The following is a 20637-nucleotide window of genomic DNA, read 5'->3' on the forward strand; positions in this document are numbered from 1 at the left end:
TGAAAATTTTTTACAGTTTCCGCATTTACCGGAATATCCCAGAACGAATATGAAGATAACAGAACATCTTTCGAACGCAAAAAAAACACTTTTTTCATTTGAAATACTGCCTCCGTTAAAAGGAGAGAATATTGATAACCTTTACAATCATATTGATCCCCTTATGGAATTTAAACCTCCTTTTATAGATGTGACGTACCACAGAGAGGAGTTTGTTTACAAGAAAAGGGAAAACGGTCTGCTCGAAAAAAAATCGATCAGAAAACGCCCCGGAACAGTAGGTATATGTGCGGCTATCAAGAATAAATATAATGTTGATACCGTTCCCCACATCATATGTGGAGGCTTCAACAAAGAAGAGACGGAGAATGCATTGATTGACCTTAACTTTTTAGGTATTGATAATGTGTTATTACTTCAGGGGGATGCAATAAAAACGGAATCTGTATTTGTGGCGGAAAACGGCGGACATAAATACGCCTCAGATCTGCTGGGTCAGGTGGTGGACATGAACAAAGGGAAATACCTTGACGAGGACTTGCTAAATGCCAATCCTACTGATTTTTGTATAGGTGTGGCAGGGTATCCGGAGAAGCACTTTGCAGCTCCCAACCTGAAAACAGACATGAAATACCTTAAAATGAAGGTAGACATGGGGGCTGATTATATTGTAACACAGATGTTTTTTGATAACAAGAAGTATTTTGAGTTTGTAAAAAAATGCAGGGAAATGGGTATCAATGTACCTATTATTCCGGGATTAAAACCGCTCACTACCAAGAGACAGTTAAATGTACTACCACGAATTTTCTACATTGATTTGCCTGAAGAGCTGGCAGATGCTGTAGAAAAATGCAAGGATGACAAGCAAGTGCGTCAGGTAGGCATAGAGTGGACTATAAAACAGTCAAAAGAACTGGTGAAATTTGGAGTCCCCGTATTGCATTACTATTCGATGGGTAAATCAAATTCAGTATTGAATATAGCCAAGGAGCTATTTTGATTAAACTTGCGAAAAATCTACCGACAGTACTAAATACCGGCTTTACTAAACTTCCAAAAGTTTGGTAAAGCCTTAACTATTCAGGAGTACAGGCAGAAGGTAATGTATTTAACCAGAAGTATAAGTTAATGTGCTATCTCGTTTGCGAAACTTCATTTCAGTGGCTCCATGAACAGGCAGCAGATACCCTGTCAGGGGGTAGTACTCCGTAAGAAGTTTAGTTGATACCGTCCCGCTAAAGCTCAACTTGCAAACTTAAAATTCCTGTCACTCTGTCTAATAACTTTCTTATATCAGGTCATTATGGCATGCGAGAACTAACGCCCGGATAATGGTATGAAGGTTGTTGTTATAACACCAAATGGAAAGGAGATTTTTATGAAATATGATAAAGATAAAAAATGGGTTAGAAGAGTACTACAGACGGCAGATATAGTGAATACTCTTAATGGGGGCATCAGTGAACCTAAGGTGAAGCTCGAAAAGAAATCTGATCACTATTTAATAAAGGCCCGCATTCCCGGAGTAGATATAGAAAAAGTAAAAGTGGAGATCATAGATCAGAACTTAATGGTATATCATAACCTTGAGTTTATGGGGAGGAATGATTCGCCGGTAATGGTTCCTCATGTAGTAGCTACGTGTCCATTGTCACCCGAAATAGATTTCAGAAATATATCTGCTTCTTTTGAAAGTAGTGTTTTAAATGTCTTTTTACCTTTCAACGAGCTTAAAACAGGTTTTCACAAGAATATTGAGATAAAGAGATGGTAAGAAGTTCCGGAAGGATCAGGTTGAGCCTTCCGGAATTGATTTAGTTTACAAGCTCAACAAGTTCATCCTCAGTTAACTTGAAGAGGCAAATACGTGTAAACCGGTCTGCCACTGACGTAGCGCCTGCTACGATTAGTCCATTGTCTTCAGTGGCATTAAAACCTGCAATTTCAAACGGGTTGGCATAACCAAGATGTTTTGTACCCAAAAGTTCACCTGAACTGGCACTATAGGCCATTAAAATGATCTTACCCGCTTTGGTATGACTGCCATATAAGGATACATCCTTGCCATCAATGCTCATTTTCTTCACTATTACAGGTGCGTCAGGAACAAGCTCAGGAAACGAATTTCCTGCAAGATCAAAAGACGAGGTGGTTCCGGTTACATTAAGCTCTACTTTGGGTAGAATATAATTATCCCCGTAATTGAACCTGGCAATAGCAAAGTTATTTCCCGCTATGTGCGAAACAGCGCTTATCCCTCCATTATCATGCTGGCCCTGGGTAACGCCATTGGGGTCTTCACTGGAAAAATTAGTGAATACCAGCGACATGGTGTAGTTGTAAAACCCATTAAAGAAATATAAACCGTTGTCCATTTTACCCGCTGAGAAGGGGAGTTGCCTGCCTGTTCTGGTAAAGTGTTCAATAATAGGCGCCTCTACTTCATCCCCGGCGCCAATGCTAAAGTCAATTTGGTTCATCACCTGTCCTAACGTGCTGACCAGCGATAGCACTGATCGCTTATCTCCATTGTCATAGCTGTGGAGTATGATGCTGTTTTCATCGGCAGCAGCATATAAAGGATAGTACACATTGCCACCAATAGCAGCAGTGTCTGTCAACTGGCCTGCGCTGTTCAGCGTAAACAAATGTGCCTGGAGGCTGGTGGCTTCCATGGCCACAAAATAGAATTTGTCTTCAAGTTCTATCAGGCTGTTGACAGGATGTACAAACTGAGAGGAAAGGTTTTGTTCGGAAACAAATTGTCCGTTTTCATCTGCCTTTAAAAGGTATACACCCAGAAAATCAGAGTCATCCAGCCTTGTGGCTCCTAAGATCAGATAACCGCCGTCTCCGGTCTGCTTTACATCTATTGGAATAAAAGATGCCTGAAACAGGTCATTGTCATAAATTCTGAAAAATGAAGCATCAGGCGCGATCTCATTGTCTGAAATATCGCACGATGAAAGGAGTGCCATCATTATAAAAATGAAGGCAATATATGCATTAAGTTTATTCTTCATGGTTGGTGAAAGATTAATTTGCATCAAACTGTTTGTTGATAAACCTCAGAGGGAACAGAAAACCGAGGCCGAATGAGATATTTCGCATTTCAACATCATCAAGCGCATCTCCAATCCCAGCCAATTCATTTTTCGAATACCTGTTTTTGGCATTGGTAATGTTATTCATACCATAGCGATATGTAGCATCCAGTACCAACCTCATATTCCAGAAGTCGTAGCTCACACCTACACCACCGGCGACTCCAACCGAAGTTTTGATGAAGAGGTCTTTGGCACCTATTACTATATTTTCAGTATTAAAAGGACCGGCGTCTCCTGAGGCATAATCAGTTCCTGTAATTTCCACTGCCTTGTTCGCATTGGCCAGTCTGGCATAGTAGCCGCCAATTTGAATGAAAGGCCTTAGATTGCCTCTGGTAAGGTCATATTTGACGAAAAAGGGTATTTCAATATAATCCAGTTGATGATCCTGGTCATACTTCAAATCAAGCTGGTTATCACCGTTTTCAGCATCGTCCCAGGTAAACTCGTTATAGTAAGAAAACCTTTGCCTGCGATAGTTGGGCTGCAGACTAAAAGAAAACCCTCTGTGATAAAAGGTGATCTCAATTCCTGCATGGGCACCAGGCAGCTCAAAACCACTGTAAGTTTTCTCGGTAAGCTCCTGGTTATAATTGATAGGACTGAACCCTGAAAAACGTCTTATAGGATTAGCTTCCGTTAGGTTTGCACCGGCTCTGAAGCCAAGCCACCATTGAGTTTGCAAAAAGCGATCTTCCTTTTTAGGCCTGGAAGTGTTGTAAGCGGGATACATTTTATCTCTTTTTCTTTTATTTTGAGCATCTGCAACATGGTATCCCAAGATCAGTACAGTACTCAAAATCAGAGTGGTTAGGTTTTTCATTTGACTTATTACTCTCTTATAATCAGTTTTTTAGTGTCTTTTAATATACCCGATTCTATCTGGTAAAAATAGATCCCTGGCTTGATACCGGCAAGGTTAGCTTTGAACTTATGCTCTCCGGGACCTTTTCTTTCCTGCATTAACCACTTCACCAGCTGTCCCTTCTGGTCTATAAGTTTAATATTTACCTGGTTTTCCGTATTTATGTAAAAGGAAATATGAGTAGATCCTGATGCAGGATTGGGATAAGCGTTATTAAGCCTGAAGCGGTCTTTAAAGAAAGCCTCCGTACCTGTTACCTCTTCCGAAATTAACTGTAACGGTTCGTAGTTGCCGGTGCCATCTTCTTTTGGCCCGTCAATAAAGTTTCCGAAGAAAATATCATTATTAACCACATCCTCATCCACTTGCATCCAGTCCTTCAGGAGAGTTGCGTACACCTGTCTGTAGTCATGCTGCATATCTATATTTCCACGTCCGGTAGATAAGTCATGGTTGGTGCCCAATACTCCCGGTTTTACATGCTTACCGAAAATAAACATCGGCCCACCCTTACCATGGTCAGTACCATAGCTGCCGTTAGAATCTATTCTTCGTCCAAACTCTGAAGTGGTCAGGGATAATACACGGTCTTCAATACCCCGGGATCTGAGATCGGCCTGAAAAGCCTTCATCGCAGAAGAGATATGATACATCAAAGCAGCATGTAAGCCCATAGTAGGGTCATAACTCTCAACCTGATCGGCGTGGGTGTCAAAACCACCTATTCTCACCAGGTAGACTTTTGTTTTTGCACCTCCGGCAATTAGCCTTGCAACTACCTGTAACTGAGGTGTTAACCGGTTGGTCAGGCTGCCAGAGGGAGCATTGAAAGGGTAAATTTCAGGATACGTCACTGAGGTTTCGCTGGCATTGTTCCACACTTCCAGAAGTCTGGCAGCATAATCTTCAGATTTGTCTTCGAGACCCAGTATCCAGTTGAGTTCTTTACCATAAGGAGAGTTGTCAAGACCTACAGGTGGTTTACCTCGTGGGTCAATGAGCTTATCTTCAAACCCTTCAAGACTTTCTACGAGGTCCGCGAACCCCTGAGGTCCTCCTGGTATTGAAATAGAGGTCGGTATGTTGCCATGTTGGTGAAACATTAGCGATACGTCGCTGCCTACCTCTATAGCCAGGGGGTCGGGCATATCAGCATTAGGAAAATCATTCGGATAGACTTTGGGTAAATAATTGTTCTGCAGGTACCTGCCTACCCAACCAGAAGAATAGTAATCATCAAAGCCTCCACCCATATGCCATATGTCACGGCCTCTGAAATGAGATCCGTTGTTATTAGGGTAGGAGACACCCTGTACAATAGCCATCCGGCCCCTGTCATACAGGTCTTTTGCGCCAATCATATCCGGGTGCAGACCCACCTGATCTGCAGAGGGTAAGGTAGAGTCAAGCGGAATATATCTTCTTACACTGTTTTTTGCCGGAATGGCAATATTGGCCCTTCTGCTGTAATACAGATCATATTGCTCTACAGGAATAACAGAGTTTAAGCCGTCATTTCCCCCATGAAGCTGAATAATCACCATTACCCGGTCGCTGTTGCTTTGATCTGCAAGCCTGAGGAAATGGCTCGACTCACCCATTACACGGATAGGTACATTATTCAACGCCAGCGAAGCACCCGCCAGCATGGGGAGCTGTTTTAGGAATTTTCTTCTTTTCATGGTTTAAAATAGTTGGTATTCAGGAGACTGCATCATTGCATTAAAAAGCCTTCTAAGGTATTCCCCGGCTTCAAGGTATTTTGATGGATCTGCATACAGACTACCCCAGTCAGCATTGGCCTGGTTTACGGCTGCAGTATTCTGATAGTCATCAAATTGTATAAATACTTGTAAAAAGTATCTGATGCGCTCTTTGGTCAGGTCGCCACCATCTACTTCATAGTCAAGATTCTCCGCAAACGGGAAAATATAAGGAGCCAGTGTGGTAATGAACTGCTTTGCATCAGTGGCCTGAGCATTGAAGTTCAGCTTCACAAATTCCAGGATATCAAAGGCTGGCAAGCCCTCATTTTGATTCATCAACTGCCGTATGTAATCATAGCGTTGAGTAAGGTAATTGGTAGATATCCAGTTTCTGTTATAAACCGGGTATTGATGGTATGCCACATAGCCGGCAACCTCATAGGGCTCATAAAATGTCATTCCCTGGCGTCCCATGAGGTCTGTCAAGCTAGCAGTCATCATGTAGAAACTCTCAAGATTTGCCTGGTATGATGGGAGCTTTATCTCCAAAAATTTAAGCGTACCCAGAATCAGGTCAAGAGGTGATTTGATGATGCCTCCAAATTTGTCATCCTCAACGCCGGAAACGTTGTCATAGAAATGCTCACTTTGAAAAAGCTCCTCCAGTACAGGCTGTATTTTAAAGTCATTGGCAGTGAATGTGGCTGTCATTTGAGCTATGACGTCATCATCCAACGTTTCATCAATATCATAGTAGACAAAGAAGCGATACAGTCTGCGACAGATATGCCGTGCTGTTTCTTCTCTGCTGTAGATCATGTCTATTAATTGGCTGATTTCATCGATGGCACTTTCCTCTGTAGGTCCGCCCTGAAAAAGGGTTGGATCGGGAGTTACTTTACCATCATTAAATCCGGAGAAGTAATCGCTGAATTGTTTTACGCCCTCAGCATGTTGGGTAGCGATTACACCGCCCTTGATCCGGCCTCTCGGAATGCCCGTATACTGATCGATAGTTTCAAAATTTTCATCTCTATCAAATCCAGAAAGCACTTTTGCCGCAGACTGAACATCCTGCTCCGTAAATGTAAAATAATCATCCGGCCCGGGAGGGGTCATGCCGTTTACCCGGGCTTCAAGTCCACGGCCAATGGTATAGAGTTCAAACATTTCACGGGCATAGTTTTCATTTACACTGCCTTTCACATTCTGGCGACCATCCAGAAAAATGAGCATGGCATTGTCAATGCAAATTTTCTTAGTTAGTTCTTTGAAGTTTCTTGGAGCTATTTCGTTTTGAGAGCTTCCGGTGTCTTCATCGACTATTACCACATTTTCATCCTCTTTGTCAAAAGCAAACAGCCTGAAAAGGGCATTTTGAAAATAAAGTGCACGGCTGTCGTCTACTTTTTCCTCCATTGTAGTAAAATGTGTATGAAGAAACAGCGTGATTTTCTCCCTAAGTGCATAGGCCAGTTCGTGGCTGTCAGCAATATCGGTGCTCATCATCTGTCCGATAAACCAGGCTTTGAAGTACGCTCTAAGCTCATCGTCCCCGCTGTTTGCTCCTTCTACAACACCACTTTCCACCCACTCTTGTCCTGTAGCAGGGTCAATGGGCAATATTGGGTCAGGTAAATCAGTAGCAAAAAGTTGTGTTACGGCTTGAGATGCGGTTAGATTTGCAAAATAATCGATTTGCTGCTTAGTCGCTCCAAAGGTGGCCCTGCGCAATAAATGGGCAGCTCGTTTCACCCCCAGTGAACCAGTTAAAGCTGTTAATGGCATGTTAGTTAATGTTTTAGCAGTTTTGGATACTCAATCTAAAAATTAAAAACTATTCTTTTTTAATTATGTAGGATAAATCAACAATTTGACCGTTCAATGATACGTTTTTGTCTTTTATAGGTTGAACCAATACATTTGCATATTCACTTTGAAACAGACATGAAAATAATTGAGTGCCCCAGAGATGCCATGCAAGGTATCAAAGAATTTATACCAACAGAACTAAAGGTTGAATATATAAATAAACTTTTGAAAGTCGGGTTCGATACCATTGATTTTGGAAGCTTTGTATCTCCAAAAGCTATTCCCCAAATGAAAGATACCGCTATGGTATTAGGAGAGCTTGATTTGACCAGTACAAAGTCGAAACTGTTGGCCATAGTAGCCAACGCCAGGGGAGCTCACGATGCCGCCCAGCATTCTGCTATCACGTATCTGGGTTTTCCTTTTTCAATCTCAGAAACTTTTCAGCAAAGAAATACCAATAAATCTATCGTAGAAGCACTGAATACCCTGAACGAAATACAGGAAATATGCATAAAGTATAACAAACAACTGGTGTCGTATATTTCCATGGGCTTTGGCAATCCTTACGGAGATCCCTATGATGTGGAAATAGTAGGTAAGTTTACAGATATCCTGTCTTCAATGGGAATAAACATAGTTTCTCTGGCTGATACAATAGGGGTCTCAAATCGGGAAAACATCACCTATCTTTATGACAATCTTATAAAAGCATACCCTAAAATTGAATTTGGGGCGCATTTGCACTCTAACCCAGATACAGCACTGGAAAAAATTGATGCCGCATATATGGCAGGTTGTCGTCGTTTTGATGGTGCTATCAATGGATATGGCGGATGCCCTATGGCTAAGGATGATCTTGTTGGAAACATAGCTACTGAAACTATTGTATCCTATTTAGAGACAAAAAATCCCAAATTGGGACTTGATAAAAGGTTTTTTTCTGAGGCGCTGTCGTCAGCACCTTCTATTTTTACTCAATTTCACTGATTTACATTTATTTTAAATTTTTAGCATTCTTTTTGGTTGGATTTTGTTACCCCTGAAAAACCAATAAGATTCTAAAATGAGAAAAATTATGATTGTGGCCGTTGGTCTGATCCTTTCAGTTACCTCGTACGGACAAACAGCCGCTGAATTTACGGACAAAGGAAAAAAGCTTTATGAACAGCGCGAATATATGCAGGCTGTTATCAACTACAATAAAGCCATTGAAATTGATCCCAACTATGCCCAGGCATACTACATGCGAGGAAAAATCAAAGAGGCCTTTGAAGATATTCATGGAGCAATGAAGGACTTCAATACGGCCATTGAAAAGAACACTAAATATTCAGAGGCCTATTTTGCCAGAGGCAATATCAAATACCGTCTCCAGGATTACTATGGAGCGATTGAAGACTATTCTTCAACCATAGAGATGGATCCTAACAATCTGGATGCCTACTACAGAAGAGGGCAGGCCAAACAACAATTAGAGGCTTATCAGGATGCGATCAATGACTGCTCGAAAATAATAGAACTTAATCCGAAAAACGTGGATGCTTATTACCTCCGTGGCGTGCTCAGGTTGGAGTTTGGGCAGCTGCAACAGGGATGCCTTGATCTGAGTAAGGCTGGTGAGCTTGGTGATTTGAAGGCCTATGATATTATAAGAGAAAAGTGCAATCAGCGTATATATACTACTGATAACGACAAAGACAATTAATCGGGGTTTTTCATGGTAAAAAGGGCTCTGCTTCGGTGGAGTCCTTTTTTTTGATCAAGCGGAATTATCGGGAGGACACTGACTCTTCGACAGCTATCAGCAAAATCAGGATTAAAACAGTAATAGGCGTGATTTACTTATTTTCACGGTAAACTTTACGTTGTGAATTTTATCTCCGATCCGTTTGCTCCACTGCTTTTTAGCTTAATTTTTTTATCTGATATTCATGTCAAACCTGTTACAGTTTGCCTGTCGTGTTTATTCGGGGTGATTCAGAAACGACCAAAGAACCAAAACTTAAAACTGGATATTGCAGCCAGAGAAATATTAAGCAGTTACTCTTATTCACAATGATATCTATATAAAATCGCTGCCTTTTCATATCCAAGTTCAAGTGCTTTGGCAAAATCATGGCAGGCCGCGGTACTATCGGAGTAACTAATTTCATTCATTCCTCTGTAGTAGTAAGACATGGCATGCTTTGGGTTCAGTTCAATAACCTTGGAGTATGTTTCAGCTGCCTTTTTATACATCTCCTGATTCTGTAAACACCAGGCTTTGCCAAACCAGGCGGTCGGCAGGTGAACATTGCGTTCAATAAGGTAGTTGAAGTTCTTTTCACCTTTCTCATATTCATATAAGCTAAATGCATTCAAAAGACCAAATTGAAGTTCAAGGCTATCGGTAGGGTAGTGGAGCGAATCAGCTGCATTCAGAGCTTTCATCGACTCTGTGTAATTTCCCAGTCCTTTGTAGGACAAGGCCTTCAGAAAATACAATTCTGCATACTCAACCTGTTTTTCAGCATGCTCCAGTCCACGATTGGCAAAATATAGCCCTTGTTCATAACTTCGAAGGTTATACACTGATACTTTGCTTCCGGTTATACCAGCTTCAACTGCTCGACCTCCGAAAGTGGTAATGGCACGCTCAAAATGATTGAGAGACTGGTAATATTCCTGCTTTTCAAGTGCCTCAATGCCTCTTTCATATGAAGTTATTGAAGATTTATAAATCAGTCCGATTGGGATCAATATTATCGCCATAATAAAAGCGATGATGAATATCCGGGCATACATCCAGGCAGTAGGCGTATATCTTCTTTTTTCTGTCGTGTAATAAGCTTGTCTTGGTGAATATTTTGGAGTATCCGTGTATAAACGCTGTTGTTCTAAGGCCTGATCAAAGCGTAACTTTTCAACAGGATCAGTCAATATTTTGTGAGCAATATTAACTCTTTTGAATTTCTCTTCGTAGTCAGGTTTACCCGGATTCTTATCGGGGTGATATTTTTTTGCCAACAAACGATAGGCACGCTTTATTTCTTCCTGTGAGGCAAAGTTATCAAGTCCTAAAATGTGATAATAATTATCTCTCATTTACTGTTGGCGAGCTTATAGCTTTTACCCGGTAAGGAATTAACGAATCCTTTGAATTCCAGGTTCAGTAAAACTGAAGCCAACTTGCCTACCGGAAGCTGGGTTTGCCAGCTTAGGTTATCTATGGCAATTGCATTGCCATGTTTTTTTAGTTCTGAAAATACCAATACTTCTTCGTCATCTAGCGAAGATATATCAATTAGCGGTTCTTGCTTTTCCTTACCCTCCCCCGAAGGTTCCCAATTCATAATATATTCCAGATCTTTAATGCCGGTTAAAAGATGCGCTTTGTTCGTTTTGATCAGGTCGTTACAACCTTCGGAAAAAGAACTTTTCAGGTCACCTGGTACAGCGAATACATCTTTGCTATAGCTATTGGCAATTTCTGCGGTGATTAAAGCGCCGCCTTTTTTAGCGGCCTCAACCACAACAATGGCATCCGCCATTCCAGCTATGATTCTGTTACGTGCCGGAAATTTCGGAGCATCAGGTTTACTGCCAAAACTATGTTCGGTAAGTATACCACCATGTTCAGTCATCTGACGGGCTGTTTCCTTGTGCAGGGCAGGATATATGATGTCTATCCCACTGGCCATTACACCTACGGTAGGTAAGCCCGATTTTAAAGAACATTTATGGGCTTGGATATCAATGCCATAAGCCAGACCACTTACGATTAGTGTATTATGTGCTTTTAACTCCTCAATGAATTCAGCCGTAAAATCCCTGCCGTACTGGGTTGCGTTTCTTGTTCCCACAAGGGCTACCACTTTTGCTGTATTAAGGTCAGCATTTCCCTTATAGTACAGCAGTGAAGGGGCATTGTTGATATGTTTAAGTCTTTGAGGAAAATCTTTATCTGAGTAGAGCAACAGGCGGGTATTTTCTTTCTCCGCCCTGATCAATTCTTCTTCAGCTTTCGAAAAAGGTCTATGTTCTAGAATGGATTTGGCTATTGCAGGGCCGATACCCGGTATTTTAAGAAGTTTTGCCTTGGGAAGCTTAAATACATTTTCTGCTGACCCGGCATAGCTAACAAGTTGTTTTACTGTGAAATTTCCGATTCCGGGAATAAAATGCAGTGCCAGTTGAGCCAGCCGGTTCTGATCCATGTTTTAAATGCGCTTAGGGAATCTGCTGTCTCAATTCCTGAAGGAATTCTTTTACCTTGCTTAAAGAATCGATCATGTCCATCTTATCTTTCACTGCATTAGAGTCATTTTTAAGCATGTCTTTAGCACCCTGAAGTGTGAAGCCTCGCTCTTTGACCAGGTGATAGATAAGTTTTACATTGTCAATATCTTCTTTTGTAAACTGACGATTGCCCTTACGGTTCTTTTTAGGTTTGATAATGTCGAATTCGGTTTCCCAGAACCGAATTAATGAAGTTGCCACGTTGAACATAGCTGCCACCTCTCCAATGGCATAATACTTCTTCTCTATGGTCTTCTCTTTATAAGGCATGGATAAATTCAGTCTTGAATATAAGTAATTATACCGCTATCGTCAATTTTTATTTTTACTTCCGGGAAATCTTTTTCGGTAAGCTGCTGCAAACGAGTGATGACTCGCTTCTGAGGGTCGATGCTTGGGCCTCCCGGAGATAATTGAATTACAGGAGTGATCTCCCCTTTGATAAAATTGCCCTGGCTGTCGGTAAAAACTTTAATGATCGGGGCCAGTCCGTTATCTCCTCTTAAATTAAACCGGGCATAGGTACAAAAGTTACCGAGGCTATACGAAATAAACCTGTTTTTATAAACTTCAACCGCTCTGGTCACGTGTGGGCCGTGCCCAAAAACGATGTCAGCGCCTGCGTCTATTACCTGATGGGCAAACAGGTACACATTGCCGCGGTTTTCTCCGTAGAAGTACTCATTTTTTCTGGGTACATGTTGATATTTACTTCCTTCTGCACCACCATGAAAGCTAACGATAACTATATCACTGATGGAGTCGAGGTGAGCCACTATTTTTTGTGCATTTGCAATATCGTTGATGCTTACGGTACCAGTGTTTGGTGCAAACGCTGCAAAACCGTAGCGCATTCCTTCTTTCTCAAAAGTAGTGTAGGGGTGGGTCAGTAAGCCTGCATGTTTAATACCTAGTGAATCCAATACCTTCATGGTATTTTTCCTTCCCGGATTGCCAAAATCCCCGGCATGGTTGTTAGCTGTACTCATTACGTCAAAGCCGGCATGCACAAGGTTCTGTGCCAGGTATTCCGGTGACCTGAATATGTAGCATACCTTAGGGTCTTTGCAATATTTAGCGTCACCGCCACTGTTAAGGATGACACCTTCCAGATTTCCGAATGTAACATCTGCATTTCTGAGGATGGTATCGACCTCGGCGAGTAGTTGGGTTCCGTGGTTTGGAGGTAAGTACCAGTTTTCCGGGTAATTGGTTCCCATCATGATGTCCCCAACACCAATGATTGACAGGGTGTCTTTAAGTACACGGTGTACGCTGATGACGACTGAGTCCTGAATTTCTTCAACCTGTGCTATGGCAGAATCAACCGGCTGTTGGACGACAGTATCGATCTGTACGATTTCCAAAGTGTCTTTTTCCGCAGGTCCAGGGGATTTTTGTGCAGGCCTTGAGGCTTTACACGCACTGAATACCACTGCTATAGCCAACAACAGACATGAATATTTCAGAAAAGTGTATATCATATTATTAATCACGGGGGCGCAAAAATAAGGTAAGATTAATAAAAATCTAAAGTTCAAAGAATTAAAGTCTACAGCTTTTTTTAGAAAAGTAGTTACAGTAAAAATTTGAAATATATTATTATGCAATTAAGCCTGCGTATCCGGTCGGCTGATTCGTCAGGTTTCCAGCCTGTTTTTTATCTCCTTAACTACCTGGTCAAGCTCGTCCCCTGCTTCTTTCAACATTTTTTTGTAATCTCTGTAAGGGTCCTCAGGAAAATCCTTATCCAGTAAATAAATGAGACCCAGTATTCTGGCAACAGGGCCCCGCAGGTTATGGGCGTTGAAATAGGCATACTCCATAAGTCTCTTGTTTTGCTTATTGACCTCACTTGTTCTTTCAAGTACCATCTCCTCAAGCTTGTCATTGATGTTTGTGATTTTTTCGTTATAAGCACTCAACTCTTCTGCCTGTGCTTTTAGTTCTTCAGACTGTTGCAGTATCTCATCCTGCTTTTCTTTGAGCTCAAAATTGAGGCGTTGCTTTACCCTGAGGTTTTTATAGATGTATAAAGAAGTAGCCACCACCAGGATAAGAACAATAATAACAAAGATATTTATATATCGATGCTGTTCAATGATAGCCTCATCTATACGGGCCTGCTTCTCCAGTAACCTGTTTTCCAGTTCACGTTTTTCTGTTTCCAGCTTTACCTGTTCGTTGGCCAGTTGAATATATGATTCCGGGCTATAGATCTGGTTGATTACATCAGTGTACTTCTTTTGGTAGGAGTAGGCCATTTTATAGTTGCCTAATGCTTCATAGGCGGCAGCAACTATTCTGTGGACCTCATCAAACTCTTCTGTGGTAAACCCAAAGGAAGATGCGGTATCAATGGCTCTTGAGCCGGTTTCAACGGCATTTTGGTAGTCGCCTACTTTAAGCTGGGCCTCTGCAAGTGTGCTTAGGGCAAGTACTAACCCTCGCGTAAAGTTAAGCTCCGTATATAATTCCAAACTTTCTTTTGCTTCGCTCAAAGCTTCATGATAGCTACCCGTTAGCAGGTGTGTTTGGGCTTTTCTGCAGATGATATAAGCAGTGGTATTAGATCCGGCCAGGTTATTGGCTACAAGATAGCGAAGAACAGAGTCGTATTTATTTAGTGCATTGCTGTATTCGCCCAACTCTTTATATACGGTTGCAATATTAATAAATGGAGAAGTATAATCAGCGGGAGTACTTAGGTTTACATGTTTGACTGATTGCCGATAGGCTTCCAGCGCTTTATCATAATTCTTTGATATCCGGTATACTTCTCCGATCAGATTCCAGCCTCTTGCCAATGCCTGATGATCTTTTTTTTCCTCATTGAGCGAAAGAAACTGACGCGCATAAGTTAATGCGGTTATATAGTTGGCACTGATATCAAGATGTTGAGCCGCGGCGGCCAGCAGGGTGTTCCCTTCATGAACTGTATTCTTTTGATTGTTGAAAATTTCACGGGCTTCGGAGGTGTAGTGTTCAATTTCACCAGGGCTTTTGGCAAATGCTATCAAAGCATAGTTGCTCAGGGCAACGCCAAAGGTATATTGGTTCTTTTCAGAAATATACAGTGCTTCCTGAGCGTAATTAAGTGCTTTATTTCTGGGGATAAGCGGGGATTGTGACAGTTTTACAAGAATCCTGACTTTGGCGGTATCATATCGGGCGGTTTCAAGTTGATGAAGTAAGACCTGATCGCTTTGGAAAGCGAACGCTTCCGCAAAACAAAAAGAACTGACAATCAGTATTCTTATAATTGAACTCCACCTATGCATTGTATAATTAAGATAATATTAATTTACTTTGATTGCTAGTGAAAACAGAATTTCAGTTTTTATTGTAGATGGAGCTTTAATACTAGTCACCTTGGGGGGGTGATTCCGTTCTCCTGAACTGAAGGTTTTCTATAAGCAGATTCGTCGGATTTACATCAGCAAGGACTTGTATTCCTTCTTTTAACAATGCAAACTGAGCGATTTCCTGCTCAGGGAAATAAATGAAATCCTGTATAAACCGATCACCCTTGCGCAGTTGAATCATTCCGGTACGGCTGGTGACTGGTTGGAGTAACATGCTCCCGGATTTGAGAATAAAAACATCTGGTTGTATCAACAATTCATAATTACTATGGTTAACAATTTTAACCGATAATTTAAGGCTATCGCTAAGTTGATAAGCCTGTAAACTGAGATTGATCCCGGCTGACGAGATCTCTGTATCGTCTGCATGAAGGAAACCTGAGAGACCATTGCTGAGCTGGTAACTCTTCTGTGCCGCAGTATCAACATAGGTGTTATACAAGGTGGTTAGCTTTGTAAGGCCATCATTTTTTTGGTACTGCCGGTAATGCTCTTTGTCAATTTCAAAATTTAGAACCTGATCCAAATTCTCAATTTCAAGTGAATAAGAGAGAGACAGGTCCCCCGGAAGACCCGTTTTTTTGTAAAACCACCTATCATGGACTACATCAAATGGGACTATGTAAGATAGTTCCGGATGGGTAGAATCAGCCGGAATAATTTCTGTTGCATGTGCACGGCCACCTTCATGGGCAATAATGGAGAACATTTCAGGAGAGAACGGAGTATTATATACTTTATCGGTTTGTCTGACATAGATTAGAACTTTTGCCGTCAATGGATTTGCAAAAAGACAGATTTGCATATCGTCCGGTGGCGTTGTGGTCTTATATTCCAATGAATAATCTGAAAATTTGGGATACTTCTGCTGAAAGGAAAGTGCTGAGGTTTCTTTTTCATGGGAAGGCTGGCAGGCAAAGAAAAAGCCTGAGGCAAAAAGTATTGGTATAATGTATCTCATAGGCTAAAAATAACAACCGCCCCGGTATTTTTCAATTTACTATTGAAAACCAGGGCAGTTATCGCACATTATGAAAAAACGTTTACTTTGGTGACCAGATTGTGTAGCTGTTGGGAGGGCACTGTATCTTAACCCATTTTCCGCTTTGCGTTGTTGGCTCCCAGGCGGAGTTACCGGTATAATCCTTTATGGTAGTGCTGCTCCAGTTTGTTTCTACCCATCTTTCCAGCCAGCTGTTCGAGTCGTTCAGGTATACCACCAGTCCCGGAGATCCGTTGCGTCGGGCAACATATTCGTCGTTATCCGCATAAAGGATGGTGGTGGAACCAACAGCTTTATTTCTATGGATCCAAATCAGGTTGTTTAACTTGTTCTTATCCAGCCACTCTTCATAATCGCGGTAGAAAACCGTGGGATATCCTTCATGCGTCATGATGTAGGCATAAGCATGCATTTTATCCCAGATTACATCAGTATCATGATTAGCTACAAATGTAACAGCTTTGGCGGGGTCACGCTTCCAGAGCATATCATCATTGAGTTTGTTGAGGTTGTTGCCGTCAAAGGCTTCGTCCATTCTGTAGTAACAGGCAAAATCAAAGGCGGATGATTTTCTATTGGTAGCATTGACCCAGTTTTGCAGCAGCTGTGCATTGCCATCCCAATATTCACCAACGGCAAAACCTCCTACATTATTCATCCAGTCTCGTACTACCCAACCTCCAAAACCTTTAACATAGTCGAACCGGAAGCCATCAAACCCAATCGTGTTTTTATAGTATTTGCCTACGCCGTCACTTCTTTTCCATAACCAGTCCTGCACATAGGGTACTGAATGGCTCAGGTCAGGGAAGCCACCAAAAATACCTTCGTCGTTATTAGCATAGCCGTTAGGGTGAAAATCATTATAGCTTCTGTAAAACTTGCCTGAAGCGGGGTTAAAGTCTGTATAAGTGTTTGTTCCGGTATATGGGTTTGCCTCAAGGTCGCCACCGCTGTTGTGGTTGATAACGATATCTGCATAGACGTCAATATTAAGGTTATGTGCGGTTGATATCAGGCTTTGTAGCTCACTTTTTGATCCGAAACGTGTCTCAACTGACCCATGTTGATTATAATGACCAAAGTCGAAATAATCTGCGGGGTCGTATCCCATGGAGAACGGGCCGTTCTGAGCCTTTGAAACCGGAGGCAGCCATATGGCAGAAAAGCCTGCAGCATCCCAGGATGCCAGTTTACTTTTTACGGTGTTGTACCAGGTTCCTCCGGCGGGTACATCCCAGTAAAAGGCTTGCATTAGCACGCCACCACCGGGGCCGGGATTCTTAGCATTGAGATCATCGGTTTTGGAGCTTACCGGATCAGGAGTTACCTGCTCACCTTGTCTCTCCCTTTGAATCTCGGGTTCGGTACAGGAAAACAGTAACAAAAGGGCACAATAGTGCCAGTGGTTTTTAATTGTTTTTTTCATAGGTATAAGGGTTTGGTTGAGTCTAAAATTGGTCAGAAAATGATGAATTTTCCTTGAAAAGTAAGGTTAACTAACTAACTGCCAATGACAAGGATACCGCAAACGATTGCAGTAATTTTAGTCAAGGCTAGCCTTGTAAGGTTTAGGAGTAAATCGCGAAAAATTGAAGGAGGTGCGGCTGGTAAAATGATAATATCATGATAAAACTAATTAAAACATAGTGTGTCCTTACTTGTTTTATCTTGTAATAAATATGTGCAATTATATTCAATAAATTATGATTTTAAAAAATGAAGATGGCAATTGTCTATATAAATGGTTGATGTCCTTAGTTCTGTTAGCTGTAGTTTCATCCACGTCACTGGCTCAAAATCCTGTAAAGGTCAGGGATGATTTTTCAAAAGGAGAACTGACATCATTTGTGGAGGCTTATGAAGAGGTGCAAGCCATTCAGCAGGAGAGTGACAGGCAGGTGATGGCCGCCATTGAAGAGGGTGACCTTTCTATGGAAAGATTCAATGAAATACTGGCGCAACAGCAGGACCCGGGTAAAGAATCGGATGCTTCTGCCGGGGAAATGGCGGCTTTTAATGCAGCAGCCCAGTCCATAATTCAAGAGCGTCAGAAGGTTGAGCGGCAAATGGTGGAGGCTATTGAAGAGGAGGGTATTGATATCAATACTTATCAGGAGATCATGGTTGCATATCAGCAAAGCCCGAAAGTTCAGAAGAAGGTTAATAAGATGCTTGAACAGTGAATACGGAGGGCAGATCAGTAGAAGCGGATTAGTGACAGTTTGGAACGAAAACCGTAATAGCTGCTAATCTGTTTTTAACTATGATGGTTTGATAGAAAAGAGGCCATGTCAAAATTTGACACGGCCTCTTTTAATGTTTTTAGATACATATGATCAATCCAGAGGGATAGTTTCCTGTTTTGAAATCTCTATTAGTTTTTCGTATTCATCATTGCTCAGGTCTCGCTGGAAGAAGTTGATAGGATTAATGGGTTTGTAGTTATAAAGCACTTCGTAATGCAGGTGAGGCGCTTCAGAGCGGCCTGTACTGCCCACATAACCAATCACTTGTCCTCTTTTTACACTTTCTCCGCGATTTACAATATATTCTATCAGGTGGGCGTAGCGTGTCTGATAGCCATATCCATGATTTATAAATACAACATTACCGTAAGTTGCCGAGCTGTATGAAGAAGTTATTACCCCATCTCCTGTTGCATACACCGGGGTGCCTGATGGAGCGGTAAAGTCGAGTCCCTCATGATCCTTCCATTGTTTGAGTATCGGGTGGTAGCGTCTGCCGAAGGTAGTGTGTAGTCTTGTAAGTTCCTTATTGTTGATGGGCTGAATGGCTGGTCGGGAGGCCCACATTTTTTCTTTTTCACTGAGGAGGCTGGAGATCTGATCGTAAGATTTACTCTGTATGTAGAGCTTTTTCTTTAGTTTATCCATTTTCTGGAATGTCCCGACTATCATTTCCGACTGCTCCAGGTCCTCTTCCATCAGGCTCTCATACTTATCATGGCCACCTACACCGCCCTCTCTTACCGTTAGCGGGATGGGCTCGGTATCTAATATTACCCTGTAGATCTTGTCGTCTTTAAATTCAAGCTCGTCAGCGTGGTCATATGCTCTTTGAAGTTCATCATTAAGCAGGTTCCATTCTACTTTTAAGTCCTGATTTTTGGCCAGAAGGGTAGATTCTTTAATAGGGGTAAAGTTGGTTCTATACAAATAGATAAGCCCTGATGCAAGTACTATTGACACACTGAGAAACCCCATAATATTCATAAAAACAGCTTTTTTAGAAGCTTTTATTGGCTCATATTTGCAGGTTTCGGTGTTATAATAATATCGTATTTTAGCCATCTGTTAAAAAAATGTTCTCAAATAAGTTCAAAAAATGTCAATCGAAAGACTGATTTTCGTGTGACGCTAAAGTTAAAAGTTTTTGATATTCTTCATCGCTAAGCCCTTGTATAAGGAAATTAACAGGATCAATTTTTTTATTGTCTTTTATAATTTCGTAGTGAACGTGTGGAGCGGCAGAGCCGCCCGAACTTGATACGTAGGCTATTACCTCGCCTCGTTTTACCTTATCTCCGGGCTTTACCTTAATTTCACCCAGATGAGCATACTTGGTTACATAACCAAAGCCATGGTCTATTTCGATATAGTTTCCGTATCCTGTTTGTAATTCACTATTGTCTTTAACAAACTTCACTTCCCCATTTCCGGTTGCAAATACTTCCGATCCTCTTGGAGCGGCAAAATCAATACCTCCATGCATTACGCGACCTTTATGAAAAGGGTTGATTCTCATACCAAAACCTGAAGCAAGTTTTGTAAGTTCCGGGTTTTTTACCGGCTGGATAGAGGGCAGGGAAGACAGCATCGCATTGTTATCGCGTGCCAGCTGCATAATTTCATCGAAAGACTGGTTTTGTATGTGCGCCTTTCTTTTTATTTTATCAATTTTCTTAAACGTACTGATTATCAGTTGCTTGTCGTATAAGCCCTTTTCCATTATACGTTTGTACTCTTCCGCACCACCATGGCCGGCTTCACGGATCGCAGGACCTAAAGGCTCAGCCTCATAAATTTTTCTATATATATTATTATCTCTTTCTTCTAAAGCGGAAATTACTTCATTAACCTCATTCATTTCCTCCTGAAGGTCCTGATAGTAAGTCTGAAGTTCCTTGTTTTCTTTTTTTAGCTTTATTTCGGAGGGGGAATCAAAGTAGGTGTTATATACCAGCACAAATGCAATTGCCATGACCAAAGCAATGGAGAAGAACCCTAAAACATTTAATACTATATCAGAGTAGGTAACCCTGGCTCTTTCATAGCGGCAGGTCTCGGTATCATAGTAATATTTTATTCTGGCCATTAATGTTCTATGCTAAAAACTTCTATTTTTGTCTCTCTCTATTAAAAAGAGACAGTTGGTTTTTCAGTTAACACGAGGTTTAAAGCTTTAGTTTAACTGCAATATATTAATTTTCTTTAAAAAAAAGTCTTCGGGCGCAAAATTATCAATTTTTTTG

General features: G+C 41.4%; 18 protein-coding genes. 5 read left to right on the top strand and 13 right to left on the bottom strand.

Annotated features, from left to right (window positions below; all coding sequences use genetic code 11):
• The first annotated feature begins 49 nt into the window (after window positions 1-49).
• Both metF and LVD17_RS21225 read left to right on the top strand, forming a co-directional pair.
• A complete protein-coding gene (gene metF / locus LVD17_RS21220; RefSeq protein ID WP_233761054.1) occupies window positions 50-1003 on the top strand; it encodes a methylenetetrahydrofolate reductase [NAD(P)H] in 954 nt (317 codons plus the stop codon).
• 336 nt (window positions 1004-1339) lie between these two features.
• The gene (locus LVD17_RS21225; protein ID WP_233761056.1) at window positions 1340-1777 is read left to right on the top strand and encodes an Hsp20/alpha crystallin family protein; all 438 of its coding nucleotides are present in this window, start codon (window positions 1340-1342) and stop codon (window positions 1775-1777) included.
• Between the two features lie 40 nt (window positions 1778-1817).
• Here LVD17_RS21225 and LVD17_RS21230 read toward each other — a convergent pair whose 3' ends face one another.
• The 4 genes from LVD17_RS21230 to LVD17_RS21245 are packed head-to-tail and all read right to left on the bottom strand — an operon-like array spanning window position 1818 to window position 7469.
• Window positions 1818-3026: a hypothetical protein gene (locus LVD17_RS21230; RefSeq protein WP_233761058.1), complete on the bottom strand. Its 1209-nt coding sequence runs from the start codon at window positions 3024-3026 to the stop codon at window positions 1818-1820.
• Between the two features lie 13 nt (window positions 3027-3039).
• Window positions 3040-3909 carry an outer membrane beta-barrel protein gene (locus LVD17_RS21235; RefSeq protein ID WP_233761067.1) on the bottom strand — a complete coding sequence of 290 codons (870 nt, stop codon included), beginning with the start codon at window positions 3907-3909 and terminating at the stop codon, window positions 3040-3042.
• Window positions 3910-3941: 32 nt separating this feature from the next.
• The gene (locus tag LVD17_RS21240; RefSeq protein WP_233761069.1) at window positions 3942-5657 is read right to left on the bottom strand and encodes a DUF1501 domain-containing protein; all 1716 of its coding nucleotides are present in this window, start codon (window positions 5655-5657) and stop codon (window positions 3942-3944) included.
• 3 nt (window positions 5658-5660) lie between these two features.
• Window positions 5661-7469: a DUF1800 domain-containing protein gene (locus tag LVD17_RS21245; protein WP_233761070.1), complete on the bottom strand. Its 1809-nt coding sequence runs from the start codon at window positions 7467-7469 to the stop codon at window positions 5661-5663.
• Window positions 7470-7628: 159 nt separating this feature from the next.
• On the opposite strand from LVD17_RS21245, the gene LVD17_RS21250 reads away from it, so the two are divergent.
• Window positions 7629-8483 (top strand): hydroxymethylglutaryl-CoA lyase, encoded by an 855-nt coding sequence (locus LVD17_RS21250; RefSeq protein WP_233761072.1) that lies wholly within the window; start codon window positions 7629-7631, stop codon window positions 8481-8483.
• A 76-nt stretch (window positions 8484-8559) separates the two neighbouring features.
• Window positions 8560-9201 carry a tetratricopeptide repeat protein gene (locus LVD17_RS21255; RefSeq protein ID WP_233761075.1) on the top strand — a complete coding sequence of 214 codons (642 nt, stop codon included), beginning with the start codon at window positions 8560-8562 and terminating at the stop codon, window positions 9199-9201.
• A 341-nt stretch (window positions 9202-9542) separates the two neighbouring features.
• On the opposite strand, the gene LVD17_RS21260 is transcribed toward LVD17_RS21255, so the two are convergent.
• From LVD17_RS21260 to LVD17_RS21290, 7 genes are all read right to left on the bottom strand, one after another.
• Window positions 9543-10580, bottom strand: a complete 1038-nt coding sequence (locus LVD17_RS21260) for a J domain-containing protein (protein WP_233761077.1) — start codon at window positions 10578-10580, stop codon at window positions 9543-9545.
• The gene (gene dprA / locus LVD17_RS21265) at window positions 10577-11692 is read right to left on the bottom strand and encodes a DNA-processing protein DprA (RefSeq protein WP_233761078.1); all 1116 of its coding nucleotides are present in this window, start codon (window positions 11690-11692) and stop codon (window positions 10577-10579) included. The genes LVD17_RS21260 and dprA overlap by 4 nt, the downstream gene beginning before the upstream one ends.
• A 13-nt stretch (window positions 11693-11705) precedes the next feature.
• Window positions 11706-12044 carry a MerR family transcriptional regulator gene (locus LVD17_RS21270; protein WP_155169295.1) on the bottom strand — a complete coding sequence of 113 codons (339 nt, stop codon included), beginning with the start codon at window positions 12042-12044 and terminating at the stop codon, window positions 11706-11708.
• 8 nt (window positions 12045-12052) lie between these two features.
• The gene (locus LVD17_RS21275; RefSeq protein WP_233761080.1) at window positions 12053-13258 is read right to left on the bottom strand and encodes a CapA family protein; all 1206 of its coding nucleotides are present in this window, start codon (window positions 13256-13258) and stop codon (window positions 12053-12055) included.
• Between the two features lie 156 nt (window positions 13259-13414).
• Entirely contained in the window at window positions 13415-15055 is a 1641-nt protein-coding gene (locus tag LVD17_RS21280) for a hypothetical protein (RefSeq protein ID WP_233761082.1), read from the bottom strand.
• 82 nt (window positions 15056-15137) lie between these two features.
• A complete protein-coding gene (locus LVD17_RS21285) occupies window positions 15138-16100 on the bottom strand; it encodes a hypothetical protein (protein WP_233761084.1) in 963 nt (320 codons plus the stop codon).
• Between the two features lie 82 nt (window positions 16101-16182).
• A complete protein-coding gene (locus tag LVD17_RS21290) occupies window positions 16183-17571 on the bottom strand; it encodes an alpha-amylase (protein WP_233761085.1) in 1389 nt (462 codons plus the stop codon).
• 322 nt (window positions 17572-17893) lie between these two features.
• On the opposite strand from LVD17_RS21290, the gene LVD17_RS21295 reads away from it, so the two are divergent.
• Complete coding sequence (locus LVD17_RS21295) at window positions 17894-18328, top strand: DUF4168 domain-containing protein (protein WP_233761086.1); 435 nt, start codon at window positions 17894-17896, stop codon at window positions 18326-18328.
• A 153-nt stretch (window positions 18329-18481) separates the two neighbouring features.
• Here the strand turns inward: LVD17_RS21295 and LVD17_RS21300 are convergent, their stop codons facing one another.
• Together LVD17_RS21300 and LVD17_RS21305 are read right to left on the bottom strand one after the other, a co-directional pair.
• A complete protein-coding gene (locus tag LVD17_RS21300; RefSeq protein WP_233761087.1) occupies window positions 18482-19456 on the bottom strand; it encodes a M23 family metallopeptidase in 975 nt (324 codons plus the stop codon).
• Window positions 19457-19493: 37 nt separating this feature from the next.
• Window positions 19494-20480 carry a M23 family metallopeptidase gene (locus tag LVD17_RS21305; protein WP_233761088.1) on the bottom strand — a complete coding sequence of 329 codons (987 nt, stop codon included), beginning with the start codon at window positions 20478-20480 and terminating at the stop codon, window positions 19494-19496.
• Between the last annotated feature and the right edge of the window lie 157 nt (window positions 20481-20637).

This window comes from Fulvivirga ulvae, from assembly GCF_021389975.1.
Taxonomy (GTDB): Bacteria; Bacteroidota; Bacteroidia; order Cytophagales; family Cyclobacteriaceae; genus Fulvivirga; species Fulvivirga ulvae.